The organism is Methylobacterium sp. FW102-HT35C08, assembly GCF_058790235.1.
In genome coordinates this window covers 1,149,489-1,175,111 of record NZ_JBYTCL010000002.1, presented here as the reverse complement: position 1 = coordinate 1,175,111, position 25,623 = coordinate 1,149,489, and the positions used below count along the sequence as shown (strand labels likewise).

Below are 25,623 nucleotides of genomic sequence, written 5' to 3'. Positions count from 1 at the left end.
TTGAGCGGCGACGACGAGGCTTACGTTTACGACGAGGCGACGGGCGAATGGCGCCCGCCGGGGTCCGCGGCCGCGCCCCCCGAGACGATTGCCGTCCGCGACGCGGCCGGCAATGTCCTGGCCGACGGCGATGCGGTCACGCTGATCAAGGACCTCAAGGTCAAGGGCGCGAACCAGACTCTGAAGCAGGGCACGGTCATCCGGTCGATCCGGCTCACGGACGACCCGGAGGAGATCGACTGCCGCCACGACACCATCAAGGGCTTGGTGCTGCGCACCGAATTCGTGCGCAAGCGCTGAGTGGACGGCCGTGCCGGGACGATCGCCGTCTGTCGGTTATCGCCGGCGCGACTCGTCCTGCGGCAGATGGCGGCCGTAGACCTCCTCCTTGTCCGCGCGCTGCTGGATCAGGTCGGCATAGGCCTGCCGCATCTCCGGAGAGACGCTGATGCTCTTGCCCTTGGTGGGCTTGCGCTTGGGCGCCTTCTTGAAGGTGTTGTTCGAGTCGCTCATGCCGGGCTCCGCGTCGAACCGGGGCGGCCTCGCGTGGCCGGTCGACCGATCCGGCGATCCGGCCGCCGCCCAGGGCCGGACATCCGCCCTGTAGCGCATTGCCGCTCCGGGTGCACCGGGGCGGAGAGGCGGTTTGATCTGGCCTGCCGCTGCGGCCTCTGCCAGGATCGGGACGACGACGGTCGGGGGGCGGAGATGGATTCGGGTGACTCGTCGCGGTGTCGGCCTCTGGGCGCGTCGCGCGGCCGCTCCCGGTGCGGGGCATCGCTCGCGATCCTGATCGCCTTCGGCAGCCTGCCGGTCCAGGCTCAGGATCGGCCGGTGCCGGCCTGGGCCGCACCGAGGCCGGCGCCCGTGGCCGGGGCTCCGGCCGATCCCGCCTTCGAGGCCGCGAAGGTGACCTTCGAGGCGCTGCCGGAAGCCGAGCGCAAGGCGGTCCAGGACGCCCTGGTCTGGACCGGCGACTTCAACGCCGTGGTGTCCGGGGCTTTCGGGCGCCGGACCTTCGAGGCGCTCAACGCCTACGGCGCCCGGACTGGCGGGGCCGACCCCCTCGATCCGCGCGTCCGGGCGGCGCTGCTTGCCGCCGGCGCGGCGGCGCGGAATGCGGCGCGTTTCCGCGTCTCGGTCGATCCCGGCACCGGTGCCCTGATGGGGGTGCCCGAGCGCCTGCTGGCGAAGCGCACCGCCCTGCCCTCCGGAACCCGGTGGCAGAGCCAGGACGGCCGCGTGACCCTGGAATCCCGCGTCTTCCCGCCGGGGACCGAGACCCTGGACACCTTGTTCGAGAAGGCCACCGCGCCGCTCCCCGGCCGCAAGGTGACCTACAAGCTGCGGCGGCCCGACGCCGTGGTGGTCACCGCCGAGACCGGGCCGGGATTGTCCTACATCCGCTATGCCTCCGGACCGGAGGGCGTGCGCGGCTTCCTGCTCGGCTACGACCGCGCTCTGGCGCCGGAGGTCGACCGGCTCGTCATTGCCGTGGCGAACGCCTTCGTGCCGTTTCCAGACCCCGCCGCGGCGCCGGCCGCTCAGATCCCGGCAGGCCCGGGATCGGCTCCGGCGACCCGCGCTGCCGGCAAACCGGCACCCCCGCCGCAGGCCGCGGCACCCCTGAAGCCGGCGAGCCTGTCGTCCGCTCCGGCGTCGGGCGCGGGTCTCACGGTGGCGCCGGGACGCGTGCTGACCGCCGCCGCGGTGCTGGAGGGCTGCGCCCAGCCCCGGGTCGGGTCGGCGCCGGCGCGGGTGCTCGCCACCGATCCCGCAGGCCTCGCCCTCCTCGAAATTCCCGGTGCTCCTGCCCCGCTCCAGCCTGCGATCCGGACCGATCCCGTCGGCACTGAGGAGAGCCTGATCGCCCTCGCGCCGGGCCCGGACGGGGTCCAGGCCGCGCCCGGCGAGGCGCGGGGCGGGGATGTGATCGCCGCGCTCCAGCCGGGATCCGGCGGTGCGCCGGTGCTCGACCGGTCGGGGGCCCTCGTCGGACTCGTCGCCCGCTATCCCGCGGCGCCGCGGCGGGTCGCCGGGGTGGTGCCGCCTGCGCGCCTGCCGCTGGTGCCGGCGCGGGCCGTCGCGGCCTTCCTGGCGGCCCAGGGCCTCTCCGCGGCGACGCCGCGCCGGGATGGTGGTCCCGGCGTGGTCGCGCCCGCCGTCGTGGCGATCACCTGCCGCTGAGCGGGCTTGCGTCGGCGAGCCGACGCCCATCCGCGCAAGATCGGGCTTACAGCCGGCCGGTGACCAGCAGCACGATCAGAACGATCAGCAGGATGCCGCCGAGGCCGAAGCCGGGACCGCGATACGCACCGCCGCCGAGGAAGCCACCGCCGCCGAAGGCCAGGATGATCAGGATGATGAGCAGGATGGTGACGAGGGACATGGTCGGGCTCTCCGAACGGCTGCGCTGATGCGAGCGTGACCGTTCAAACGCTGCGACAATCCGTTCCGTTCAACGCCCAGCCAAGCTTTTGTGTGAAAAGTCCGGATGCGGCCGCCGGCCTCAAGCGTGCCAGTCCGGCAGCGCCTCCTCCGGCGCGTCGAGCCAGAACGGCACCGGCAGGTTGCGCTCGGTGAGGAAGGCCGGATTGAACAGCTTGGAGGCGTAGCGCGCCGCCCCGTCGCAGAGGATCGTCACGATCGTGTGGCCGGGCCCGAGGTCCCGCGCCAGCCGGATCGCTCCGGCGACGTTGATGCCCGACGACCCGCCCAGCGACAGCCCCTCCTCCCGCATCAGGCCGAAGACGATGTCGAGGGCCTCGCGGTCCGGGATCCGGAAGGCGCGATCGGGGGTGAAGCCCTCGAGGTTGCGGGTGATCCGCCCCTGGCCGATGCCTTCGGTGATCGAGGAGCCCTCGGCCTTCAGCGTTCCGGTCGTGTAATGCGCGTAGAGGGCCGAGCCTTCCGGATCGGAGAGCGCGATCCGCACCTGCGGATTCCGGGCGCGCAGGGCCTCGGCAGTGCCGGCGAGCGTGCCGCCGGTTCCGGCCGCGCAGACGAAGCCGTCGACCCGGCCGCCGGTCTGCGCCCAGATCTCCGGGCCGGTACCCTCGATATGGGCCTGCCGGTTGGCGACGTTGTCGAACTGGTCGGCGAAGAAGGCGCCCGCCGGCTCCGTCGCGGCGAGCTTTTCCGCAAGGCGCCGAGCCACGTGGACGTAATTGTTCGGGTTGGCGAAGGGCACGGCCGGGACCTCCACCAGCCGGGCGCCCGCGAGCCGCAGAGTCTGCTTCTTCTCCTCGGACTGGGTGACCGGTATGACGATCAGCGTCCGGTAGCCGCGCACCGAGGCCACCAGGGCGAGGCCGATGCCGGTGTTGCCGGCGGTGCCCTCGACGATCGTGCCGCCCGGACGGATCAGGCCCTTCGCCTCCGCGTCCCGCACGATGGAGAGCGCGGCACGGTCCTTCACCGACAGCCCGGGATTCAGGAACTCGGCCTTGCCGTAGATGGTGCAGCCGGTCTCCTCGGAGGCGCGGCGCAGGCGGATCAGCGGCGTCTGGCCGATGGCGGTCAGCACGTCGGCGGCGGGTTCGCGACTCGGTACGGTCATGATCGGGAGCCTAGGATGCTGCGCTGCCGCTGGCGAGCCTCACCCGAACACGTGCCCGCCATTGATCCGCAGGCCGACCGGGTGCCCGGCGGCGTAGCGCACGCCGTCGAAATCCTCCACGGCCAGCACGCGCCCTTCGGCGTCGACCACCTCGATCCGCTGGCGCCCCTGGGTTCGGTACGAGCTGCGCACGGTGCCGGACAGGTGCGCGGATTCGGGCTCGGCGAGCTGCAGCTGCCAGGGCCGCACGTAGAGCTTCACCGGGCCGATGATCCCGGCCGGCGCGACGACCGGTGTCTCGCGGCCCCGCACCAGGACGCGCCCGCCCTCGGCGATCGCCTCCACCTCGACGGAATCGCCGAGGAACTTCATGACCGTGGCAGAGGCCGGGTTCTCCTGGACCTCGTCGGGGGTGCCGACCTGTTCCAGGCGGCCCCGGTCGAGCACGGCCACGCGATCCGACAGCTCCAGGGCCTCGTCCTGGTCGTGGGTCACGAAGATCGTGGTCTGGCCGGTGCGGTCGTGGATCTCGCGCAGCCAGCGGCGCAGGTCCTTGCGGACCTGGGCGTCCAGCGCCCCGAACGGCTCGTCGAGCAGCAGGACCCGCGGCTCGACCGCGAGCGCTCGGGCGAGCGCCACACGCTGGCGCTGGCCGCCGGAGAGCTGCGACGGGTAGCGGTCGCCGAAGCCTGAGAGCCGGATCAGGTCGAGCAGGTCGCCGACCCGGCGCTTGATCTCGGCCTTGGCCGGCCGGTCGGCGCGGCGCCGCGCGTTCAGCCCGTAGGCGATGTTGTCGGCGACGCTCATGTGCTTGAACAGGGCGTAGTGCTGGAACACGAAGCCCACCGCCCGCTCCTGCACGGGCAGGCCCGTGGCGTCGTCGCCCCCGAACAGGATCCGGCCCCGGTCCGGCGCGTCGAGCCCGGCGATGATGCGCAGCAGCGTCGTCTTGCCCGAGCCCGAGGGGCCGAGCAGCCCGATCAGCTCGCCCGCCCGCACGTCCAGCGACAGGTCGTGCAGCACCGCCGCCGTGTCGAAGGTCTTCGAGACGTTCTCGACCCGGATCGCCGTGGAGACCCGGTCAGTGAGCCCGGCCGTGCGCGAGGTCGCCTGCGAAGCGCCATTCGAGGGCGGATTTGAGGACGAGGGTGATGAGGGCAAGGACGGCGAGGAGCGAAGCGACGGCGAATGCGGCGACGAAGTTGTACTCATTGTAGAGGATCTCCACGTGGAGTGGGATGGTGTTGGTCAGGCCGCGGATGTGGCCCGACACCACCGACACCGCTCCGAATTCGCCCATCGCCCGGGCATTGCAGAGGAGCACGCTGTAGAGCAGGCCCCAGCGGATATTGGGCAGCGTCACCGTCCGGAACGCGTGCAGGCCCGAGGCGCCCAGCGTCAGCGCCGCCTCCTCCTCGGCGGTGCCCTGCTCCTGCATCAGCGGGATCAGCTCGCGGGCGACGAACGGGAAGGTCACGAACACCGTCGCCAGCACGATCCCCGGCAGCGCGAACAGGATCTGGATGCCGTGATCGACGAGCCAGGAGCCGAACAGGCCCTGGGACCCGAACAGCAGCACGTAGATCATCCCCGAGACCACCGGCGAGACCGAGAACGGCAGGTCGATCAAGGTGATCAGCAGCGACTTGCCGGGGAACTCGAACTTGGCGATGGCCCAGGAGGCGGCGAGCCCGAACACCACGTTGAACGGCACCGCGATCGCCGCCACCGTCAGGGTCAGGCGGATCGCGCTCCACGCATCGGGCTCCCGGAAGGCGTCCAGGAATGCGTCGATCCCCTTCGAGAAGGCCTGGATGAACACCGCGAACAGCGGCAGCACCAGGAACAGGGCCAGGAACGCCACCGCGATCCCGATCAGGACCGCGCGGACGCCGGCGCCCTCGGAGGCGGCCGGGGCCGGCTTGGCGGCGGGCACGAAGGCGGGCGAGAAGATCTCAGACATAGCCGAACCGCCTCCGTGACCAGGCCTGGATCAGGTTGATGGCGAGCAGCGTCAGGAACGAGATCCCGAGCATGATCGTGGCGATCGCCGCGGCGCCGCCGTAGTCGAACTCGGAGAGCTTGATGACGATCAGGAGCGGCGCGATCTCCGACACGTAAGGAAGGTTGCCGGCGATGAAGATGATCGAGCCGTACTCGCCGACGCCCCGGGCGAAGGCGAGGGCGAAGCCGGTGAGCACCGCCGGGATCAGCGGCGGCAGCACGACCCGGGTGAGCGTCCCGAACCGCGTCGCCCCGAGGGTGGCGGAGGCCTCCTCAATCTCCTTGTCGATCTCGGCGATCAGCGGCTGCACGGTCCGCACCGCGAAGGGCAGGCCGATGAACACCATGGCGATGAAGATGCCGACCGGCGTGTAGGCCGCCTGGATGCCGAGGCGCGCGAGCGGCGCGCCGAGCAGCCCGTCCGGGGCGTAGAGCGAGGCGAGCGCGATGCCGGCGACCGCGGTCGGCAGGGCGAAGGGCAGGTCCACCGCCGCGTCGACGAGCTTGCGACCCGGGAAGCGGTAGCGCGTCAGCACCCAGGCCACGAGAAACCCGAACACGGAGGCGACGAGCGCCGCGATGGCGGAGACGCCGAAGCTGATCCGCAGAGCGCTCGCCACCCGCGGATCGGTGGCGACGTCCCAGATCCCGGAGAGACCCAGCCCCGAGGCCTTCACCACCAAGCCGGCGAGTGGCAGGAGGACGATCAGGCCGAGGCAGGTCAGCGTGTAGCCGAAGCTGATCCCGAAGCCCGGGATCACGCTCGGCCGTCGGAAGGTCCAACGAGGGCGGGGCGTCTCGACCATGGTCTCAAGCCTCAGCGGCCAGCCCGGCTCAAACGGTCGAACAGGCCACCGGCGTCGAAGTTCCGCTTCTGGATCTCGTCCCAGGAGCCCTGCAGATCCTCGATCTTGAACAGCTTGATGTCGGGGAGCTGGGCGAGGTCGGCCGGCGCCGCGGCCTCACGCTTGATCGGCCGGTAATGGTGCTTGGCGAAGATCGCCTGCGCCCGGTCGGTGTACAGGAAGTCGAGATAGGCCTGCGCGGCCTTCGTCGTCCCCTTGCGCTCGGCGTTGACCGCCACGAGGGCGACCGGCGGCTCAGCGTAGATTGAGCTCGGCGGCGAGACGATGTCGAACTTGTCGGCACCGAATTCCTGAAGCACGAGGTAGGCCTCGTTCTCCCAGGTCGGGAGCACGTCGCCGAGGCCGCGCTGCGCGAAGGTCACCGTGGAGCCGCGGGCGCCGGTGTCGAGCACCGGCACGTTCTTGTAGACCTGCCCGACAAAGGCGTCGGCCGCGTCAGCCTTCTTGTCCTGATTGTAGGCGTAGCCCCAGGCGGCGAGGAAGTTCCAGCGCCCGCCCGCGGAGGTCTTCGGATTCGGGGTGATCACCTTCACGTCCGGCTTGATCAGGTCGGCCCAGTCCTTGATGCCCTTCGGATTGCCCTTGCGGACGAGGAACACCACAGTGGAGGTGTAGGGCGTCGCCGTGTTCGGCAGCTTGCTGCGCCAGTCATCCGGGATCTTGTGGGTGAGCTTGGCGATCGCATCGATGTCGGACGGGATGCCGAGGGTGACCACATCGGCGTCGACGCCGTCGATCACCGTGCGCGCCTGCGCGCCCGAGCCGCCGTGGGAGGCCCGCACCGTGATGGCCTCGCCGGTCTTCGCCTTCCACTGCTCCGCGAAGGCGGCGTTGATGTCCCGATAGAGCTCGCGGGTCGGATCGTACGAGACGTTCAGGAGCGCCGTCTCCGCCGCGGCCGGCAGCGCGCAGGTCCATAGGCCGGCTCCGGCCAGCAGCGACAGCCCGATCGCCCGGGCGACCCAGCCCTGGCCTGAAGCGTTCTTCATCTCGTCCGATCCCCAGCCGTTCGCGGATGCGTCGCAGGGGCCTGAGCCCCAGGTGCCGGGAAATCGTTCTTTTTATCGAACGAAGTCAAGCTCGACGCGTGAAGCCACGCGAGTTCATGCCTGACGAAGGATCGTCGGATTCGCCGAGAACGCAAGCCCGATCAGAGATGTAGCTGCCCAGATGGCATGGATCTTCTCCCGGACCAACTCCACGGGGAAGAAACTTTACGCCTCGCAGGGTTTGGCGAATCGAACGATCTGACGTGCGCCATCACACATGAATAAGTGTCTGGCGGTGTCCGGTCCGAACGTGCGCGGTGCGCACCGTGTCGGTCCATCGGCGCCCGTCGATGTTGGGCGTCGCGTCGCTCGTGTGCCCGTGCACAGGATCGCGCCGGGCCGAGACGCCGGTTCAGCGCCCTCACTGCGCCGGGGGTAAGGCGATCTCGGAGAGACGTTCGTAAGCTGCGGGAGCGGCTGGCGATGCAATCGTCTCAGCGCTTCGGCTTGCTGAGCTGGGCCACCAAGTCTTCTAGGCGCTGATTGGCCGGCGCTGCGAGGGTGTCGGCATAGAGGGTGCGCAGGTTCTGGCCGAGATGGCGGCGCACGCCTGCGGTCAGGGTCGCGGCGGTGGAATTCGGCGCCGTCTCGCCAGGACGCTCCGGAAGCGGTTTCGACATGATCCGGAAACCCTCGCTTCTGCTCCCGGCCAGAATGGCCACGCTTGGTTAAGGAGGTGTCACTGCGCGCGACGCAGGGCTGGCATGCCATGGTCGGGCGCGGCCGGCGTCGCAGGTCGGAACTGGCCGCGCGAGGGCAACGTTGCCCGGCTGATCCCGCCCTGCCCGGAGCCGCTCCTTGTCCTGCTCGCTCTCCTTCATTTCCTTGCCGATGCTGGCAATCCTCGCGGCGGTGGCGGTCGGGTCGCCCGCTCGCGCTCAGACGAAGCCGGGTGAGATCAAGGGCATCGATGCCATGGGCGATAAGTCCCGCAGCGCCCAGGACGGCTGGAGCCAAGCGCCTGTCCCCCGGGAGCAATCTGCCGCCAAGGACGCTCCGGATCCGAGTGGCCACTCGATCCAGGAAAACGCGAACCGTCCGGTCCCGCCGGCCAATCCTGGCGGCTCCTCCGCCACCGAGCCGCAGGCTCCCCTGGAGCACCGCACGGCGAGCCCCTCGGGGACCAACCCGGCGAATCCAAGCAAGTAAAAAAATCGTTTCGCGGCAGGATGATAATGGCTCGGGTGAACGTATTGGTTCACCCGGGACAAAGCCGTTTGCTGTGTCACGCCACCGCACTTGCCTGGGGCACGATTTTTTGGGACACCCTGGAATTATACCAGATCGCTTTATGGAGCGGAGATGACGGTCCAGGTCTCAAGGCGTGGCCTGCTCAAGGGGGCCGGCGCCGGCCTCGCGGGCGGCTCGCTGGGCGCGCTCGGATTCGGCGGACTTGAGCCCGCCATGGCCGCCGCAGTGCGGCCCTTCAAGCTCGCGCAGATGCGCGAGACCCGCAACACCTGCCCGTATTGCTCGGTCGCGTGCGGCGTCATCCTGTACAGCCTGGGCGACCGTTCGAAGAACGCGCGCTCCTCGGTGATGCATATCGAGGGTGATCCGGATCACCCGGTCAACCGCGGCACGCTCTGCCCGAAGGGCTCGGCGCTGCTCGACTTCGTGCACGCCGAGACCCGCACCAAGTACCCGCTTCACCGCGCCCCGGGCTCCTCGGAGTTCAAGCGCGTATCCTGGGATTTCGCCCTGGACCGGATCGCGACCCTCCTGAAGGAGGATCGGGACAAGAACTTCGTGGCCAAGAACGGCGACCTCACGGTCAACCGGTGGACCACGATGGGCTTCCTCGGCGCCTCGGCCACCACCAACGAGACGGCCTGGCTGACCTACAAGACAGTCCGAAGCATGGGGGCTCTGGTCTTCGACAATCAGGCCAGAGTTTGACACGGTCCGTCGGTCGCCAGTTTGGCGCCCTCCTTCGGACGCGGTGCGATGACCAACCTCTGGATGGACATCAAGCACGCGGACGTGATCACCGTGATGGGCGGCAATGCCGCCGAGGCGCACCCCTGCGGCTTCAAGTGGGTCGTCGAGGCGAAAGCTCATAACAATGCCAAGCTGATCGTCGTCGATCCGCGCTTCACCCGCACGGCGTCGGTGGCCGATCTCTACTGCCCGATCCGGCAGGGGACCGACATCGCCTTCCTGTCGGGCGTGGCCAAGTACCTGCTCGACAACGACAAACTGCAGCACCGCTACGTCTCCGCCTACACCAACGCCGGGTACGTGGTCCGCGAGGGCTACGACTTCAGCGAAGGCCTGTTCACGGGCTACGACGCGGACAAGCGCGACTACGACAAGACCACCTGGGACTACGAGATCGGCCCCGACGGCTACGCCGTGGTCGACGAGACGATGCAGCACCCGCGCTGCGTGATGCAGCTTCTGAAGAAGCACATCGCGATCTACACGCCCGAGATGGTCGAGAAGATCTGCGGCTCGCCCAAGGAGACCTTCCTGAAGGTCTGCGAGATGATGGCGACGACGGCTTCCCCCGAGAAGTCGATGGCCTCGCTCTACGCACTCGGCTGGACCCATCACTCCAAGGGCTCGCAGAACATCCGCTCGATGTGCATCGTGCAGACCCTGCTCGGGAACATCGGCGTGCTCGGCGGCGGCATGCAGGCCCTGCGCGGTCACTCCAACATCCAGGGACTGACCGATATCGGGCTGATGTCGAACCTCATTCCCGGGTATTTGAACATCCCGGTGGAGAAGGAGCCCGACTACGCGAGCTACATCGCCAAGCGGCAGTTCAAGCCGCTGCGTCCCGGACAGACGAGCTACTGGCAGAACTACAACAAGTTCTTCGTCTCGTTCCAGAAGGCGATGTGGGGCGACAAGGCCACGAAGGAGACCGACTGGGCGTACGATTACCTGCCCAAGCTCGACGTGCCGACCTACGACGTGATCCGTGGGTTCGAGCTCGCCAAGCAGGGCAAGATGACCGGCTACGTCATCCAGGGCTTCAACCCCCTGCTGTCGTTCCCGAATCGTGCCAAGATGACGGAAGCCTTCTCCAAGATGAAGTTCATCGTGGTGATGGATCCGCTCAAGACGGAGACGGCCCGGTTCTGGGAGAACCACGGCGAGTACAACGACGTCGATCCGACCAAGATCCAGACCGAGGTGTTCGAGCTTCCGACCACCCTGTTCGTGGAGGAGGAAGGCTCGCTGTCGAACTCCAGCCGCTGGCTGCAGTGGCACTGGCAGGCGCAGGAGGCGCCGGGCGAGTGCCGCTCGGACATCGAGATCATGTCGGAGATCTTCCTCCGCGTGAAGGCGGCCTACAAGAAGGACGGCGGGGCCTTCCCGGACCCGATCGTCAATCTGAAGTGGGACTACGCGATCGCCGAGTCGCCGACGCCGACCGAGCTCGCCCGCGAGCTCAACGGCTACACGCTGGCGCCGACGCCGGACCTCAACGGGACCATCATCCCGGCGGGCAAGCAGGTCGACGGCTTCGCCCAGCTCAAGGACGACGGGACGACCGCCTGCGGCTGCTGGATCTACTCGGGCTGCTACACCGAGAAGGGCAACATGATGGCCCGCCGGGACAACACCGATCCCGGCGATCGCGGCATCGCGCCCAACTGGGCCTTCGCGTGGCCGGCCAACCGGCGCGTGCTCTACAACCGCGCCTCGTGCGACCCCGAGGGTCGTCCGTGGTCGGAGAAGAAGAAGCTCATCGAGTGGAACGGCAAGCAGTGGATCGGCTTCGACGTGCCGGATTACGGCGTCACCGTTGCCCCCGATAAGGGCGTCGGGCCGTTCATCCTGAACCAGGAGGGCGTCGCCCGCCTGTGGACCCGGGGTCTCATGCGCGACGGGCCGTTCCCGGCGCATTACGAGCCCTTCGAGTCCCCGGTGGCCAACCTCGCCTTCCCGAAGATCAAGGGCGCGCCCGCGTCCCGCATCTTCAAGGACGATCTGGCCGATCTCGGCGACGCGAAGGAGTTTCCCTACGCGGCGACGAGCTACCGCCTGACCGAGCACTTCCACGGGTGGACCAAGCACGCCCGGATCAACGCGATCCTCCAGCCGGAGGCCTTCGTGGAGATCTCGGAGGAGCTCGCCAAGGAGAAGGGCATCGCCAAGGGCGGCTGGGTCCGCGTCTGGTCGAAGCGCGGCTCTCTGAAGGCCAAGGCCGTGGTGACGAAGCGGATCAAGCCGCTGATCTGCGACGGCAAGCCCGTCCACGTCGTCGGTATCCCGCAGCACTGGGGCTTCATGGGCCACACCAAGAAAGGATGGCACCCGAACTCGCTGACGCCCGTCGTCGGCGACGCGAACACCGAGACGCCGGAGTTCAAGGCCTGGCTCGTGAACATCGAGCCGACCACGCCTCCGTCGGACGCGGTCGCGTAAGGGGGAGCGGCAGACATGGCTGATTACAGCTCCCTCGACATCCGCCAGCGCTCCGCCTCCACGGAGACGCCGCCGGAGATCCGCCGTCAGGTGGAGGTCGCCAAACTCATCGACGTGTCGAAGTGCATCGGCTGCAAGGCCTGCCAGTCGGCCTGCGAGGAGTGGAACGACCTGCGCGACGACATCGGTGTCAACACGGGTACCTACCAGAACCCCCACGACCTCACGCCGAAGTCGTGGACCCTGATGCGGTTCACCGAGTACGAGAACCCGGAGACCAACAACCTCGAATGGCTGATCCGCAAGGACGGCTGCATGCACTGCACCGAACCGGGTTGCCTGAAGGCCTGCCCGTCGCCGGGCGCGATCGTGCAGTACTCCAACGGCATCGTCGACTTCATCGAGGAGAACTGCATCGGCTGCGGCTACTGCGTGAAGGGCTGCCCCTTCAACATCCCGCGCATCAGCCAGACCGACCACAAGGCGTACAAGTGCACCCTGTGCTCGGACCGGGTGGCGGTGGGTCAGGCTCCGGCCTGCGCCAAGGCCTGCCCGACCGGCTCGATCATGTTCGGCACCAAGCAGGCCATGATCGATCAGGCCCACGACCGCGTCGAGGACCTGAAGTCGCGTGGCTTCGACAAGGCGGGTCTCTACGACCCGGCCGGGGTCGGCGGCACGCACGTCATGTACGTGCTGCACCACGCCGATCAGCCGAGCCTCTATGCCGGCCTGCCGAACGACCCGAAGATCTCGCCGCTGGTCGCCTTCTGGAAGGGCGGCGCCAAAGTGTTCGGTCTCGCCGCGATGGGCTTCGCCGCGGTCGCGGGCTTCTTCCACTACGTGACGGCCGGCCCGAACGAGGTCGTGCCCGAGGAGGAGGAAGAGGCGGTCGAGTACGACGAGGCCAAGCGCCGCGAGAATGGCGGCGGCGAGGCCCGGCCGCACTGAGATGCGACGATTTCCCTTCTCCTCCGGGGGGAGGGAGAAAGGCGGATCCAGGAGCCGACACGGTGGAGACGGCGCAGCCGTCCCACTTTATTTTTCGTTTCAGAGCCACCTCCGCGGCGATGCGGGGCCGGCACCGCATCAGGCGCGAGAAGGCCGATGACGATCCCCAGCGACATCCGGGACGGCGATCCCCGCCCCCTCCACCACGCCAAGTCCGCGGCGCCGGAGGTGATGTACGTCCCGCGCTACACGGGCGTGCAGCGCGTGAACCACTGGATCACCGCGATCCTGTTCACGTTGCTGACCCTCTCGGGGCTGGCGATGTTCACACCCTACTTGTTCTCGCTCACCGGCCTGTTCGGCGGCGGGCAGGCGACCCGGGCGATCCACCCGTGGTTCGGCGTCGCGCTGGCCATCAGCTTCTTCTTCCTGTTCGTGCGCTTCTGGAAGCTCAACATCCCCAACAAGGACGATGTCGAGTGGACCAAGCACATCGGCGACGTGGTCACCAATCGCGACGACCGGCTGCCGGAGCTCGGCAAGTACAATGCCGGCCAGAAGGGCGTGTTCTGGGGCCAGACCGCGCTGATCGGCGTGATGTTGGTCACCGGCCTCGTGATCTGGAACACCTATTTCGGCGGCCTCACCTCGATCGAGACCCAGCGCTGGGCGCTGCTCGCCCACTCGCTCGCCGCCGTGATCGCCATCGCGATCATCGTGGTCCACATCTATGCCGGTATCTGGGTGCGCGGCACCGGCCGGGCGATGGTCCGCGGCACGGTCACGGGCGGCTGGGCCTACCGGCATCACCGCAAGTGGTTCCGGCAGATTGCCGGCGGCAAGGCCCGCCACGGCTCGGTGGACAAGCGCGGATCCTGAGTTGTGGCCAATTTCTTCAAGCGTAAACCCGCGGCTCCGGCCGCGGACAAGGCTCCGACGCCCGCCGAGGCGCCCAAACCCCGCCGCCGGGATTTCAGCGAGCTGAAGCCCGATCCCGACAAGATCGGGATTTCCGGCTCGGTCCCGTTCGTCCGCCTGCCGGACCCGACGACGCTGTTTGCCGACCGCGCCGCCCGCTTGGCCGAGGCCGCGCCCGGTCATCCGCTGGAGGCCTATCTCCGGTTCGTCGCCGAGGTCGCCCGGGCGCAGAGCGTGATCCAGGCGCAGGACCCGGCTTCCGCGCTGCCGGAGGCCGCCGATCTGGCGCTGCGGAGCGAGCACGGCATGCCGCCCCTGTCGCGGCACAGCCTGGAGGCCGATACGGGCTTCGACGTCACCCTCCTGGCGCTGCTCGATGCGCTGGACCTCAACACGGCGCCCGAAGCTTCGGCCGCGGCGCGCGAGTCCCTGCGTGCCGCCTCCCGCGAGGATCGCCTCGACCTCGCCCTGCAGGTCTTCGAAGGGGCACTGCCGGTGGACCGGATCGCCGAATGCGTGTTCGTCTCGGCGGCGCTGCAGGTCCGCCTCGCCCAGCAGGCCGCGCGCCTCGACTCCAAGGCGCTGAAGCCGGTGGCCGACGGCGTCTGCCCCTGCTGCGGCGGCGCGCCGGTGGCGAGCGTCGTGGTCGCCTGGACCCCGGCCGACAAGGCTCGGTACCTGAGCTGCTCGCTCTGCGGCACGTACTGGAACCACGTCCGGATCCGCTGCACAGCCTGCGGCGACGGCGAGAACGTCAGCTATTACGGGCTCGACGAGGTCTCGAAGGACATCCAGGTCGAGACCTGCACGACCTGCCACAGCTACATCAAGCACCTGCACCAGCACCGGGCCCCGGCCCTCGACCCGGTGGCGGACGACATCGCCTCCTACGGGCTCGATCTGAAGATCGCCGAGGAAGGGTTCCGGCGCGCCGGGCTGAACCTGCTGTTCGTGATCTGAACGCCCCTCCCCCGGCGGTCATGCGCCGTCGCGGTGGAGGGTGAACACGTGCGTGCCCGGGGCCTCCAGCCCTGGCCGGAGCTGCATGCTCGGGATGCGGCAATCGCCGCCGTTCTGCGGCCGAAACGGGATTGGGGGCGTCGCGCGGGCGGCGGTCCTGGCGGGGCGCGGCATCGCCCCCCGCGCACCGCTGGCTGGTCGCGGACTGCCTCGCCGATGGGCGGCTCGAAACGGTCTTGCCGGACTACGCCGTGCCGTCCGTGCCGCTCAGCCTGCTGATCGTGCCGGAGCGGGCCGGGATCACGCGGGTCCGGCTGCTGGCGGATTGCCTCGCCGCGGAGCTCCGCGCGGTCCCGGGGATCGCGCCGGAGCCCGGCGCGACGCCGGCTCAGCGATAGCCGTAGCGGCTCTTGGCGGCGGCGAGCAGATGCAGGGCCTCGCCCGACTTGCCGGCCGCGCATTCCGCGGCGGCGCGCGCGAGGTCGGCGTCGAAACGCTCGCCCACCGGCGCGTTGAGGTTTCCGGTCGCCACGTCGCTGGCGACGATCGCCCGGGTGCGCGCGACCTCCGGACCGCAGCCACTCCCCGTGGGGAGCGCCAGCGGGGCCGGGACGACCGGCGCTGGCTCCATGACCGCGGGCGTGGCGCGCTGCTGGCAGGCGCCCAGCGCCGCAACGGCGAGGGCGACGAGGCTGAGGCGCATCGGGAGGCGGGACGCGGGCACGGCGATCATCCTGTTGGGGCGCGAGGGGCCGCGCCGCCGAGGTTTTGAGCCGAGCTTGGCAGTGGGTCAATCGCGCCGGCCACATGCCGAAGGGGCGCGAAACGCGGGGCGCAGAACGTCGGAAACGCACGATTCCGCTGTCGTCGGAAGGTCTTGGTGCGCGCCGCCGGCATCCGGCGTCGACGGCGCGCTCCGAATCGTGACGGGCTTACTTCGCCTTATCGGCGAGGGCCTTCAGGCCGGAATCGTAGATGCCCTGGATCGCGTCGGTGGCGACGGTGTCGGGCGCACCCTTCGCGTTGAATGTCCCGGTCCAGGTCACCTTCGAGCCGGAGCCCGCAGGAGCGACCGAGAGGGTCGACTTGTAGTCCGAGACCGGCAGCGGGCTCTCCAGGATCGTGTAGGTGTAGCTCATCACCTTGTCGTCCCGGGAGACCTGCTCCTCCTTGATGGTGCCGCCGCCCTTCAGGCTGAGGGTGCGGACCTTCATGCCGTCCTTGTCGGACAGGGCGCACTTCTCGATCGCCGGGTGCCAGTCGCCGATGCCGCAGAACTCGCCGATGGTCTGCCAGACCTTGGCCGGGGGCGCGGCGATGTCGGCCGAGCGCGTCACCTCCAGGGCGTAGCCCGGCACGGTGGCCGCGGCGAGCGCCAGGGCGGCGATGGGAAGGGACCGGCAGAAAGCGAGGGGCATCTTGGGGGTGTCTCCGTCCGTCTCAGGTCGCGGCAGGGGCCGCGCAGGCTCTAATGGCCGCGCAGGAGCTAGGCCGCCATCCCGCCCTCGGCAATGGGTCGCGTCGTCCGGCCATGACGTTCGCGGGCGGACGACGCGGTTCCGGGACGGGCTACCAGCTGTCCATCGCGTCGGTGTCGGCCGGGTAGCCGTAGACCGTCGCCGGCGCGTAGGCGGGCCGCGCGGCCGGGCGATAATAGGCCGGCAGCGACCGGCGGCCCATCTGGTCGCTGTCCGCCAGCAGATCGTCCGTCTCGTAGGGGCTGCGGTGCCGGGCGACGCGGACCCCGCGCTGCCCGCGCTCCGCGACCGGGGCATCCGCCCCGTCGATCACCACGCGGGTCCGGCCCATACCCTGGCTCTTCACGAGGTTGAACAGCGTCGCGGCGTTGCGCACCGACAGGCGCACGCAGCCGTGCGACGCCGCGCGGCCGAGACTGCGCACGTGGTTGGTGCCGTGGATGGCGTGACCTTGGGTTGTGAAGAACATCGCGAAGGGCATGGGCGCGTCGTCCCACTCCTTCGAGAAATGCGTGCGCTCCATCCGGAACGGGCGGTAGGATCCGGCCGGGGTGTCGTAGCTCGCGACGCCGGTGGAGACCGGCCACGAATAGCGCGGCTGCCCGTCGACCGAGACCTCCATGCGCTGCGTGGTCTTGTCGACATTGACGAGCACGTCCGCGTTGGCGGCGCCGGGCGCCGCGGCCCACAGGAGAACGCCGGACAGGATCGAGATCAGACCGATACGCATGAGCGACTCCGACTGCGAAACCTCGCGGGTTTGCCGACAGGCTAAGCCGTTGGCAACAGCGCGGTTCCAGCGGTTGCAGGCGGTGCGTAGTCACGCTTTGCTGAGCGGGTGCGCGGCGGGTCGTCATCCGCCGCATCGGAGGGGTGCCGCGCGCGCAGGGTCCGCGGCACGCGCCGTGCTCCCGACAACCGCCGGTTGACAGCTGCCCGAGCCCGGGCGCTTCCTCCCGGCCGCAGACGGTTCGGAGTTCCCATGGCCCTCGACCCCACCCTCGCCGCCGAGATCGAAGCCTCCGTGGCGGAGGGTTTTGCCGATCAGGTCGCTCACACGCAGGCGCTGGTCCGGTTCGCGTCCCTGCGCGGTGAGGAGCATGCCTGCCAGGATTACGTGTTCGATCAGTTCCGCGCCCGGGGCTACGCCGCGGAGCGCTTCGCTATGGACCGGGCCGCCATCGCGGATCATCCGGGCGGCTCGAAGATCGACGACGCGCACCATTCGGACGCGCCGATCGTCGTCTGCCACCATCGGCCGAGCACCGAGACCGGGCGCTCGCTGATCCTGCAGGCCCATGTCGACGTGGTACCGCCGGGTCCCCTCGACCTCTGGACCCATCGGCCCTTCGACCCGGTGATCCAGGACGACTGGATGTACGGTCGCGGCGCCGGCGACATGAAGGCTGGGCACGCCGCCAACCTGTTCGCCCTCGACGCGCTCACCCGGCTCGGCCTGCAGCCGGCGGCTTCCGTGACGGTGCAGTCGGTGGTCGAGGAGGAATCCACCGGCAACGGCGCCCTGATGACCCACCTGCGCGGCTACCGCGCCGACGCCGTGCTGATCCCGGAGCCCGAGGACGAGAAGCTCGTGCGCGCCAATACCGGCGTGCTCTGGTTCACCGTTGAGGTCCGGGGCGTCCCGGTCCACGTGCGCGAGATGGGCGCCGGCGCCAACGCCATCGACGCCACCTATCGGGTGATCGGCGCGCTGCGCGCCGTCGAGGACCGCTGGAACGCCGAGAAGGCCGCGCACCCGCACTTCGAGACCGAGGACCACCCGATCAACCTCAATATCGGCAAGATCGAGGGCGGCGACTGGGCCTCCTCGGTCCCGGCCTGGTGCCGGATCCACTGCCGGGTCGCGCTCTACCCGGGCGTCACCGCCGCGCAGGCCGCCGCCGAGATCGAGGCCGCGGTGGCGTCCTTCTCCCGCACCGACCCGTTCCTGGCCAACAGCCCGCCGCGTGTGGTCTTCAACGGCTTCTTCGCCGAGGGCTACGTGCTGGAGGAAGGTTCGGAGGCGGAGGCCGTTCTCGGCCGCGCCCATGAGCGGGCGATCGGCTCACCGCTCCAGAGCTTCATGACCGCGGGGTACCTCGATACCCGGGTGCATGCCCTCTACGATAAGGTCCCGGCCCTCTGCTACGGCCCGACCTCCCAGAACATCCACGGCTTCGATGAGCGCGTGAGCCTCGCCTCGGTGAAGCGGATCACGACCACCATGGCGCTGTTCGTGGCCGAGTGGTGCGGGACGGAGCGCAAGGCCGGGTGAGCCGCCGTCCTTGCGAGCGGAGCGAAGCAATCCACGGGCGCGCTACGCCGACCGATGTCGCGCCGCCCTGGGTCGCTTCACTGCGCTTGCGATGACGGCGGTGATCCCCGTCAGGGGATCAGCCGGTCTGCGCGGAGCTGGCCGAACAGGTCGAAGAACGCGTCGTCCGTCGGCTGGTAGGCGGTGAAGCCGAGGCGGCGGCTCTTGCTCATGTCGGTGACGACCTCGATCGGCCGACCGAGATCGGCATCCGTGTGCCAGGCCGAGGCGAGCTTCTCGAGGTTCGGCTCGGCGAGGCCGTAGCGCTGCGCGATCTCCGCCCAGGCCGGGCCGTCCTGCGCCATCCGCGGTTCCAGGGGCCGGTGCGTGCCGTCGAACGGCACCGCCTCGATTCCGAACCAGGCGGCGATCCGGCCCCACATCCAGCTCCAGCGGAAGACGTCGCCGTTCACGACGTTGAACGCCTCGTTGGCGGCCTTCGGCTCCGTCGAGGCCCAGAGCAGCTGGCGGGCGAGAAGCCGCGCGTCGGTCATGTCGGTGAGCCCGTTCCACTGCGCGGCCGAACCCGGGAAGATGAAGGGCCGCCCCAGTTCCCGGCACAGGGTGGCGTAGCAGGCGAGCGTCGTGCCCATGTTCATGGCGTTGCCCACCGCCTTGCCGATGATCGTGTGCGGGCGGTGGACGCTCCAGCTGAAGCCGTCGCGCGCGGCGGCCGCGAACACCGCATCCTCCTGGGCGTAATAGAAATTCTCGATGTCGAGGCGGCCCTGGTCCTCGCGGAACGGCGTCTGCGGGAGCTTGCCTTTGCCGTAGGCCTCAAACGGGCCGAGATAGTGCTTCAGCCCGGTCACCAGGGCGACGTGGCGGACGCTCGTCTTCGGGCGGAGCGCGTCCAGCAGGTTCTCGACCATCGCGCGGTTGACGCGGATCATCTCCGCCTCGGTGGGGCGCCGCTGCCAGGTCGCGAGAAACACGTGGGTCGGGGCAAGGTCGGCGAGCGCCCGCTCCAGGGAGGCCGGATCCTGGAGATCGCCCGCCACCGGCTCGACGCCCGCCTGGGCCGCCGGATGGCGCGCGAGGCCCGCGACCCGCCAGCCCTCTTGGTGGAGCAGCGCCGCGGTGGCGCTGCCGACGATCCCGCTGGCGCCGACGATCAGGGCGGTGTTCGACATGGAAACCCTCGCTGCAAACCCTCGCCCCCGCGACCCGGCCTGAGGCCGGGCCCGGGGAGATGCGGCGGGGCGGCGCTCACCGCAAGGGCGCCCGGCGCCGGGCTTGCCTGCGCAGGGCTCAGGCGACCCGGTCGATCGCGGCGCCCAGGATGTCCACGATCTCGCCGATCTGGCCGCGCTCGATGATCAGCGGCGGCGACAGCGCGATGATGTCGCCGGTCACCCGGGTGAGCAGGCCGCGCTCGAAGCAGTCCACGAACACCTCGTAGGCGCGCTTGCCCACCGCGTCCGGACGCGGCGCCAGCTCGATGCCGGCGACGAGGCCGATGGTGCGGATGTCGATGACGTTCTTGCGCCCGCGCAGGTCGTGCATCGCCGCCGCCCAGTCGTCGGCGATGTCGGCGACGCGGGTGAGCAGCCCTTCCTCCCGGTAGATGTCCAGCGTCGCGAGGCCAGCCGCGCAGGCGATCGGGTGCCCGGAATAGGTGTAGCCGTGGAACAGCTCGATCCCGTCCGGGCCCTGCATCAGCGCGTCGTGGACCGCGCGACTCGCGAAGACCGCGCCCATCGGCACCGTGCCGTTGGTCAGTCCCTTGGCGCTGGTCACGAGGTCCGGGACCACGCCGAAGAAGTCGGTCGCGAACGGCGCACCGAGGCGGCCGAAGCCGGAAATCACCTCGTCGAAGATCAGCAGGATGCCGTGCTTGGTGCAGATCTCGCGCAGGCGTTCCAGGTAGCCCTTCGGCGGGATCAGCACGCCGGTCGAGCCCGCCACCGGCTCGACGATGCAGGCCGCGATGGTCTCGGCCCCGTGGAGCGCCACCAGCCGCTCCAGATCCTCGGCGAGCTCCGCGCCGTGCTCGGGCTGGCCCTTCACGAAGGCGTTGCGGGCCGGATCATGGGTGTGGCGCAGGTGGTCGGTGCCGTTGAGCTGCGGGAAGACCCGCCGGTTCGACACGATGCCGCCGACCGACAGGCCGCCGAAGCCGACGCCGTGATAGCCGCGCTCGCGGCCGATCAGCCGGGTGCGGGTCCCCTGCCCGATCGCCCGCTGGTAGGCCAGCGCGATCTTGAGGGCGGTGTCGACCGATTCCGAGCCGGAATTGGTGAAGAACACGCGGTCGAGCCGCTTGTCCGGACCGCCCGGGGCGATCTCGGCCAGCCGCTCGGCGAATTCGAACGCGATGGGGTGGCCCATCTGGAAGGTCGGGGCGAAGTCCAGGGTCGCGAGCTGGCGCTCCACGGCCGCCGCGATGCCCCGGCGTCCGTGCCCGGCATTGACGCACCAGAGCCCCGCGGAGCCGTCGAGGACCTTGCGGCCGTCATCGGCGGTGTAGTGCATGCCCTCGGCCGACACGAGCAGGCGCGGCGCCGCCTTGAACTGGCGGTTGGCGGTGAACGGCATCCAGAAGGCGTCCATCGCGGGCGTGTTGCGGAGCGGATGGTCGGTCATGGGGCGGTTCTCCGGAGCGGGCGGCGCGGATCGGGCGGCGGGACCAGGGGACACCTTCGCCGATCGGGCAACAAGTCCTTTTCTGGCCGCCGCCAACCTCTTGCAGGATCGGGGCCGCGGGTGGCACCGTTGCGGAATCCGCAACACCTGAAACGGGCCTGAGCCGGATGAGCATCGATGTCGGCGCGCGGCTGCGCTTCGTGCGCGCCCGCCACGGCCTGTCGCAGCGGACGCTCGCCAAGCGGGCCGGGGTGACCAATTCCGCGATCTCGCTGATCGAGGCCAACCGGGTGAATCCCTCGGTGGGGGCCCTGAAGCGGATCCTCGATGGAGTGCCGATCGGCATGGCCGAGTTCTTCGCCCTGGAGCCGGAGCCGGAGCGCAAGGCGTTCTTCGCCGCCGAGGAGCTGACCGAGATCGGCCGCCGGGCCGCCAAGGGGGCGATCTCGTACCGCCAGGTCGGCGACAGCCTGTTCGGGCGCAAGCTCCAGATCCTCAAGGAGCGCTACGAGCCCGGCGCCGATACCGGCCGGGTGCCGCTCTCCCACGAGGGCGAGGAGGGCGGCATCGTGCTCTCCGGCCGCCTGGAGGTGACGGTGGATGCCGAGCGCCGGATCCTCGGCCCCGGCGACGCCTACAGCTTCGACAGCCGCCGTCCCCACCGGTTCCGCTGCGTCGGGCCCAACCCGTGCGAGGTGGTGAGCGCCTGCACGCCGCCGAGTTTTTGAGACGGCCGCGTCTCTGGCTGCCCCTCCCACCGGATCAGGACGGGTTGCCGAGACGCTCCCTGATCCAAGCGATGCCGTCCTGATCGAGGCGGGTGGTCCAGAGCGTGTTCCCGCAGAAGCGGTTGCCGGTCCGGAAGTCATATTCGCCCGCGCTGGCGAAGCCGATAAGATTCTTGGTGCCGTTGATCTCGGCGAATACGGCAGAACCCGAGTCGCCCTGGCACACGGATTCGTCTTCGGGCACCGGAAGCGAGTCGGCCGGAGCACGCACAAGGTGTCCATCGTCGTCGAGGACGACGTCGCGGGGCAGGCCGGACGGGACACGAAGGACGAACTTGAGACGCGTCTCCATCTTCCCCCTGTAGGTCAGCCCAAGCACGCGTCTCCACGTGGAGGGCTGACCCTGCTGATCGGTGAAGGGGCCGCTTCGCTGCTCCAGATAGGCGTTTTCCGCGTGTCCAAGCTGCGTGACGATGGGATGTTCGCTCAGGCTCAGGATCCCATCCGCGTCGGGTGCGAGGTCTTGCGCGATCCGGATTGCGCCGAGATCCAGTTCTGAACCGGACCCGCTCCTGCGCGACGGAAACTGGAAGGCGGTCGCGGCGAGATTCACGCGCTTCAGGGCGCCATGCGACAAATAGAGAATACTCTTCTGCGCCGGGCCCATCTTCAGGCAATGCGCGGCGGTAAACAGCGTTCTGTCGATCACGATGCCGTGGCAGAAGGGTCTTTGGCCGGATACCAGAATGAGGTCGGCGTAAGGAACAAGGTCAACGGCGCGCGCGTCACTGGTCGAGATTATCACCGACACGATGACGGGAAAGATCAGATTTTCGATGGTCCTGGTCATTGAAGTGCTGGTAAGTTGACGCGGAGGACTTGATTGTCAGTTGCTAAGTCGCGGAGGAATCATCTTTATCCTGCGCGATCTCGCGAACCTCGAATTTCGACCCATCGTAATCAACGCTCCGGTTTCGTAAAGCAACGATAAGTAGGAGCTTCGATCCTGCAGGCGCGTACCGGCGGACCTGTCGTCCTTGTCACCGGCCGCCGCCCCCAAGGGGCCGTCGGACCGTTGGCGCGTGCCCGAAGCCGTGACGCCGCGTCCGTTCGACCACGATCGTTGGCGCTCGCGAATTTCGCTGCCGGTCGGTTCGGAAAAGCATCGACCGTAAGGCGCCCGCCCGCGCGGGCCCTTTACCCCACTCTGGTCCTGGCGCATGCGAGGGGCACCCCTGAATTCAAAATACCGATGCGCGCGAGGATTGATGGCCGTCACCACCGCAGCCCCGGCCGCCGGACCCGGACAGAACCAGTCGGCGCGCGCGGCGCTCGCGGCCTTCGTGGGCACCACGATCGAGTGGTACGATTTCTTCATCTACGGCACCGCGGCGGCCCTGGTGTTCGGGCCGCTCTTCTTCACGGCGGAATCGCCCTACATCGCCACGCTCTCGGCCTTCGGCACCTTCGCGGTCGGCTTCCTGGCCCGGCCGCTGGGCGGCCTGATCTTCGGGCATCTCGGCGACCGGTTCGGGCGCAAGCGCGCCCTGGTGGCGACGCTCGTGATGATGGGCATCGCGACCTCGTGCATCGGGCTTCTGCCGACCTACGCCTCCGTCGGCCTGTGGGCGCCGGTGATGCTGGTCGTCCTGCGGTTGATCCAGGGACTCGCGGTCGGCGGCGAGTGGGGCGGCGCCGTGCTGATGGCCGCCGAGCACGCGCCGGCCGGGCGCAACACCTTCTTCGCTTCCTTCGCGCAGCTCGGCAGCCCGGCCGGGCAGATCCTGTCGCTGCTGGCCTTCCGCCTCGCCGGCCTGCTCGACAAGGAGAGCTTCCTGACCTGGGGCTGGCGGGTGCCGTTCCTGGTGAGCATCCTGCTGCTGTTCGTGGGGCTGGCGATCCGCCTCGGCGTTGCGGAATCGCCGGCCTTCGAGAAGGCCCGGGCCGCCGGCGGACCGCCGCAGGCGCCCGTGCGCGAGGTCCTGACGACCAGCCTGAAGCCGGTGCTGCTGGCGGCGGGCGCCAACACCTTCGCGATTGCCTCGGTCTACCTGTTCAACACCTTCATGATCGCGTTCACTACGCAGTATCTCGGCATTGCACGCGCAACGATCCTCGACGCCCTGCTGATCGGCGCCGTGGTGCAGCTGGTGATGACGCCGGTGGGCGCCCGGATCGCGGAGCTGATCCGCAACGAGCGGTTGTTCCTGCAGGGGACGCTGGTCTGGGCGATGCTGGCCCCCTACCCGCTGTTCTGGCTGGTCGAGACCAAGTCGGTCACGCTGATCGTGCTGGGCCTCGCCCTCAACGTGATCGGCACCGGGACCTTCTACGCGGTGATCGCCGGCTATCTCGCCGGCGCCTTCCCGACGCGGGTCCGCTACACGGCGATCTCCATCGCCTACCAGTTCTGCGGCGCGCTCGCCGGCGGGCTGACCCCGATCATCGGCACCGTGCTGGCCGAGCGCTTCCAGGGCCATTGGTGGCCGATCGCGGTGTTCGGCACGGCGCTGGCCGGCGTGTCGTTCCTGTGCGTCACGGCGATCGGCGGCTACCGCGCGCGGCAGCGGGGCTTCCTGGACGGGTGAGCGCAAGCCGATCAAAGGCGCTGGATCCGGGTAACGCCGGATTCAGGCCCGTGATCTAGGATCAGCGCCATGGATTCGATCGCCGCAGCCGCCGTGCAGATGCTGGGTTCGTCCCAGAACCAGCAGATCGGCATCGCCGTCGCCAGGCAGCAGCTCTCGGCCGACAAGGCGGTGGCCGGGCTCGTGGCTGACAGCGCGGCCCAGGCGGCGAGTGCCGGTCCGCCCGCGCCTCCCGGACAGGGGCTGAGCGTCGACCTGCGGGTCTGACGGAAACACCGCCCCCGCTTTCCGGGCCTCGCGCGGCCCTGGGTCGCTTCGCTGCGCTCGCGATGACGGCGGGCTCTTCGGGGCCTGTCGAACGCCCGCCCCTATCCGAAGCCGTAGAGCCGCCGCGGGTTGTCGACGAACACCATCCGGCGCCTGTCCGCGTCCGGCACCCAGTCGGCCATCAGGTCGAGGAGGTCCCGAGTCTGCGGCGGCCCGTCCCAGGCGGCCACGTGCGGCCAGTCCGAGCCCCAGAGGCAGCGTTCCGGCGCGGCGTCGTTGAGCGCCCGGGCGAAGGGGATCGTGTCCGCGTAGGGCGGGCCGGTCACGGAATCCCGGAAGGCACCAGACAGCTTCACCCAGTTGCCGTCGGCGACGAGGCCGAGCAGCGCCTCGAAGCCCGGGTGGTCCAGGCCGGCCGAGGTCGGCATGTGGCCCATGTGGTCGAACACCAGCGGCACCGGCAGCCGCGACAGGCGGCCGGCGATCGGCGGCAGCTCCCGGGCATCGAGCAGGAACTGGAGGTGCCAGCCCATCTCGCGGGCGAGCGCCCCGTAGGACTCGACCGCGTCGAGCCCGACCCCGCCGCCGAACAGCACGTTGAGGCGCAGGCCGACCACGCCGGCCTCCTTCAGGGCCGCGAGCTCCGCGTCGGGCAGGCCGAGCGGGATCACCGCGATGCCGCGTAGGCGCTGCCGGTTGGCGCGCAGCGTCTCGACCATCAGCCGGTTGTCGGTGCCGTGCACGCTGACCTGGATCAGCACGCCGTTGGCCATGCCGGTCCCGTCGAGCATCGCGAGATACCGCTCGGCCGGCGCCGCCGGGGGCGTGTAGCTGCGGTCGGCCACCAGCGGGTAGTCCGGCGGCAGGCCGATGACGTGGGCGTGGGTGTCGACCGCGCCGTCCGGCACGGCGTAGCGGGTCGGGCCTGCCGGGTGCGGGTCCGGGGCGGGGCAGTCTCGGATCTCGGGCATG

Annotated in this window: 26 protein-coding genes and 2 pseudogenes; 12 read left to right on the top strand and 16 right to left on the bottom strand. The window is 69.5% G+C overall.

Features of this window, described 5'->3' with window-relative positions:
- Entirely contained in the window at positions 1 to 300 is a 300-nt protein-coding gene (locus AC3WSN_RS05740; RefSeq protein WP_192710042.1) for an alkylphosphonate utilization protein, read from the top strand.
- 36 nt (positions 301 to 336) lie between these two features.
- Here AC3WSN_RS05740 and AC3WSN_RS05735 read toward each other — a convergent pair whose 3' ends face one another.
- Positions 337 to 513, bottom strand: a complete 177-nt coding sequence (locus tag AC3WSN_RS05735; RefSeq protein ID WP_192710041.1) for a hypothetical protein — start codon at positions 511 to 513, stop codon at positions 337 to 339.
- Between the two features lie 195 nt (positions 514 to 708).
- Between AC3WSN_RS05735 and AC3WSN_RS05730 the strand changes: the two genes are divergently transcribed.
- On the top strand, positions 709 to 2,187 hold the full coding sequence (locus tag AC3WSN_RS05730; protein ID WP_492536701.1) for a S1 family serine peptidase: 1,479 nt from the start codon (positions 709 to 711) through the stop codon (positions 2,185 to 2,187).
- Positions 2,188 to 2,233: 46 nt separating this feature from the next.
- Here the strand turns inward: AC3WSN_RS05730 and AC3WSN_RS05725 are convergent, their stop codons facing one another.
- The 7 genes from AC3WSN_RS05725 to AC3WSN_RS05695 form a co-directional block, all read right to left on the bottom strand.
- Positions 2,234 to 2,389: a hypothetical protein gene (locus AC3WSN_RS05725; protein ID WP_007563230.1), complete on the bottom strand. Its 156-nt coding sequence runs from the start codon at positions 2,387 to 2,389 to the stop codon at positions 2,234 to 2,236.
- 120 nt (positions 2,390 to 2,509) lie between these two features.
- Complete coding sequence (locus tag AC3WSN_RS05720) at positions 2,510 to 3,559, bottom strand: cysteine synthase A (RefSeq protein ID WP_492536700.1); 1,050 nt, start codon at positions 3,557 to 3,559, stop codon at positions 2,510 to 2,512.
- A gap of 39 nt (positions 3,560 to 3,598) precedes the next feature.
- A complete protein-coding gene (locus tag AC3WSN_RS05715; RefSeq protein ID WP_373622890.1) occupies positions 3,599 to 4,582 on the bottom strand; it encodes a sulfate/molybdate ABC transporter ATP-binding protein in 984 nt (327 codons plus the stop codon).
- A gap of 58 nt (positions 4,583 to 4,640) precedes the next feature.
- A complete protein-coding gene (cysW, locus tag AC3WSN_RS05710) occupies positions 4,641 to 5,522 on the bottom strand; it encodes a sulfate ABC transporter permease subunit CysW (RefSeq protein ID WP_492536699.1) in 882 nt (293 codons plus the stop codon).
- On the bottom strand, positions 5,515 to 6,369 hold the full coding sequence (cysT, locus tag AC3WSN_RS05705; RefSeq protein ID WP_492536698.1) for a sulfate ABC transporter permease subunit CysT: 855 nt from the start codon (positions 6,367 to 6,369) through the stop codon (positions 5,515 to 5,517). Before cysT ends, cysW begins: the two co-directional genes overlap by 8 nt.
- An 11-nt stretch (positions 6,370 to 6,380) precedes the next feature.
- Positions 6,381 to 7,418 (bottom strand): sulfate ABC transporter substrate-binding protein, encoded by a 1,038-nt coding sequence (locus AC3WSN_RS05700; protein WP_192710037.1) that lies wholly within the window; start codon positions 7,416 to 7,418, stop codon positions 6,381 to 6,383.
- Between the two features lie 494 nt (positions 7,419 to 7,912).
- Positions 7,913 to 8,098: a hypothetical protein gene (locus AC3WSN_RS05695; protein ID WP_492536697.1), complete on the bottom strand. Its 186-nt coding sequence runs from the start codon at positions 8,096 to 8,098 to the stop codon at positions 7,913 to 7,915.
- 178 nt (positions 8,099 to 8,276) lie between these two features.
- On the opposite strand from AC3WSN_RS05695, the gene AC3WSN_RS05690 reads away from it, so the two are divergent.
- From AC3WSN_RS05690 to fdhE, 5 genes are all read left to right on the top strand, one after another.
- A complete protein-coding gene (locus tag AC3WSN_RS05690) occupies positions 8,277 to 8,627 on the top strand; it encodes a hypothetical protein (RefSeq protein ID WP_492536696.1) in 351 nt (116 codons plus the stop codon).
- A 153-nt stretch (positions 8,628 to 8,780) separates the two neighbouring features.
- Positions 8,781 to 11,861 carry a formate dehydrogenase-N subunit alpha gene (fdnG, locus tag AC3WSN_RS05685; RefSeq protein ID WP_492536695.1) on the top strand — a complete coding sequence of 1,027 codons (3,081 nt, stop codon included), beginning with the start codon at positions 8,781 to 8,783 and terminating at the stop codon, positions 11,859 to 11,861.
- Positions 11,862 to 11,876: 15 nt separating this feature from the next.
- The gene (gene fdxH, locus AC3WSN_RS05680; RefSeq protein ID WP_192710034.1) at positions 11,877 to 12,812 is read left to right on the top strand and encodes a formate dehydrogenase subunit beta; all 936 of its coding nucleotides are present in this window, start codon (positions 11,877 to 11,879) and stop codon (positions 12,810 to 12,812) included.
- Between the two features lie 156 nt (positions 12,813 to 12,968).
- Positions 12,969 to 13,691, top strand: coding sequence for a formate dehydrogenase subunit gamma (locus AC3WSN_RS05675; protein WP_492536694.1), 723 nt, complete (start codon positions 12,969 to 12,971; stop codon positions 13,689 to 13,691).
- Positions 13,692 to 13,694: 3 nt separating this feature from the next.
- Complete coding sequence (fdhE, locus tag AC3WSN_RS05670) at positions 13,695 to 14,690, top strand: formate dehydrogenase accessory protein FdhE (RefSeq protein WP_492536693.1); 996 nt, start codon at positions 13,695 to 13,697, stop codon at positions 14,688 to 14,690.
- A gap of 18 nt (positions 14,691 to 14,708) precedes the next feature.
- On the opposite strand, the pseudogene AC3WSN_RS05665 reads toward fdhE, so the two are convergent.
- Positions 14,709 to 14,825: pseudogene (locus AC3WSN_RS05665) on the bottom strand (NAD(P)H-dependent oxidoreductase); the annotation flags it as partial.
- Between AC3WSN_RS05665 and AC3WSN_RS05660 the strand changes: the two are divergent.
- Positions 14,788 to 15,088 (top strand): annotated as a pseudogene (locus AC3WSN_RS05660) (LysR substrate-binding domain-containing protein); the annotation flags it as partial. The pseudogenes AC3WSN_RS05665 and AC3WSN_RS05660 sit on opposite strands and share 38 nt — an antisense overlap.
- Here AC3WSN_RS05660 and AC3WSN_RS05655 read toward each other — a convergent pair.
- The 3 genes from AC3WSN_RS05655 to AC3WSN_RS05645 all read right to left on the bottom strand — a co-directional run bounded on the left by AC3WSN_RS05655 (position 15,079) and on the right by AC3WSN_RS05645 (position 16,898).
- Entirely contained in the window at positions 15,079 to 15,423 is a 345-nt protein-coding gene (locus tag AC3WSN_RS05655) for a hypothetical protein (protein WP_192710031.1), read from the bottom strand. The pseudogene AC3WSN_RS05660 and the gene AC3WSN_RS05655 sit on opposite strands and share 10 nt — an antisense overlap.
- A gap of 199 nt (positions 15,424 to 15,622) precedes the next feature.
- A complete protein-coding gene (locus tag AC3WSN_RS05650) occupies positions 15,623 to 16,108 on the bottom strand; it encodes an SRPBCC family protein (RefSeq protein ID WP_192710030.1) in 486 nt (161 codons plus the stop codon).
- A 151-nt stretch (positions 16,109 to 16,259) separates the two neighbouring features.
- A complete protein-coding gene (locus AC3WSN_RS05645; protein WP_492536692.1) occupies positions 16,260 to 16,898 on the bottom strand; it encodes a L,D-transpeptidase in 639 nt (212 codons plus the stop codon).
- A gap of 252 nt (positions 16,899 to 17,150) precedes the next feature.
- Here AC3WSN_RS05645 and AC3WSN_RS05640 point away from each other — a divergent pair, with 252 nt between their 5' ends.
- Positions 17,151 to 18,443, top strand: coding sequence for an ArgE/DapE family deacylase (locus tag AC3WSN_RS05640; protein WP_492536691.1), 1,293 nt, complete (start codon positions 17,151 to 17,153; stop codon positions 18,441 to 18,443).
- A gap of 110 nt (positions 18,444 to 18,553) precedes the next feature.
- Here AC3WSN_RS05640 and AC3WSN_RS05635 read toward each other — a convergent pair whose 3' ends face one another.
- Both AC3WSN_RS05635 and aptA read right to left on the bottom strand, forming a co-directional pair.
- Positions 18,554 to 19,615 (bottom strand): SDR family oxidoreductase, encoded by a 1,062-nt coding sequence (locus tag AC3WSN_RS05635; protein ID WP_492536690.1) that lies wholly within the window; start codon positions 19,613 to 19,615, stop codon positions 18,554 to 18,556.
- Between the two features lie 118 nt (positions 19,616 to 19,733).
- Positions 19,734 to 21,068: an omega-aminotransferase AptA gene (aptA, locus tag AC3WSN_RS05630; RefSeq protein ID WP_492536689.1), complete on the bottom strand. Its 1,335-nt coding sequence runs from the start codon at positions 21,066 to 21,068 to the stop codon at positions 19,734 to 19,736.
- 167 nt (positions 21,069 to 21,235) lie between these two features.
- Here aptA and AC3WSN_RS05625 point away from each other — a divergent pair, with 167 nt between their 5' ends.
- Positions 21,236 to 21,796 (top strand): cupin domain-containing protein, encoded by a 561-nt coding sequence (locus tag AC3WSN_RS05625; protein WP_012318079.1) that lies wholly within the window; start codon positions 21,236 to 21,238, stop codon positions 21,794 to 21,796.
- A 34-nt stretch (positions 21,797 to 21,830) separates the two neighbouring features.
- Here AC3WSN_RS05625 and AC3WSN_RS05620 read toward each other — a convergent pair whose 3' ends face one another.
- Positions 21,831 to 22,646 carry a trypsin-like serine peptidase gene (locus tag AC3WSN_RS05620; protein WP_492536688.1) on the bottom strand — a complete coding sequence of 272 codons (816 nt, stop codon included), beginning with the start codon at positions 22,644 to 22,646 and terminating at the stop codon, positions 21,831 to 21,833.
- Between the two features lie 418 nt (positions 22,647 to 23,064).
- Here AC3WSN_RS05620 and AC3WSN_RS05615 point away from each other — a divergent pair, with 418 nt between their 5' ends.
- Both AC3WSN_RS05615 and AC3WSN_RS05610 read left to right on the top strand, forming a co-directional pair.
- Positions 23,065 to 24,384, top strand: a complete 1,320-nt coding sequence (locus tag AC3WSN_RS05615; RefSeq protein WP_192710024.1) for an MFS transporter — start codon at positions 23,065 to 23,067, stop codon at positions 24,382 to 24,384.
- Positions 24,385 to 24,453: 69 nt separating this feature from the next.
- Complete coding sequence (locus tag AC3WSN_RS05610) at positions 24,454 to 24,651, top strand: hypothetical protein (RefSeq protein ID WP_192710023.1); 198 nt, start codon at positions 24,454 to 24,456, stop codon at positions 24,649 to 24,651.
- Positions 24,652 to 24,752: 101 nt separating this feature from the next.
- On the opposite strand, the gene AC3WSN_RS05605 is transcribed toward AC3WSN_RS05610, so the two are convergent.
- Positions 24,753 to 25,622: an amidohydrolase family protein gene (locus tag AC3WSN_RS05605; protein ID WP_492536687.1), complete on the bottom strand. Its 870-nt coding sequence runs from the start codon at positions 25,620 to 25,622 to the stop codon at positions 24,753 to 24,755.
- Position 25,623: the final 1 nt, after the last annotated feature.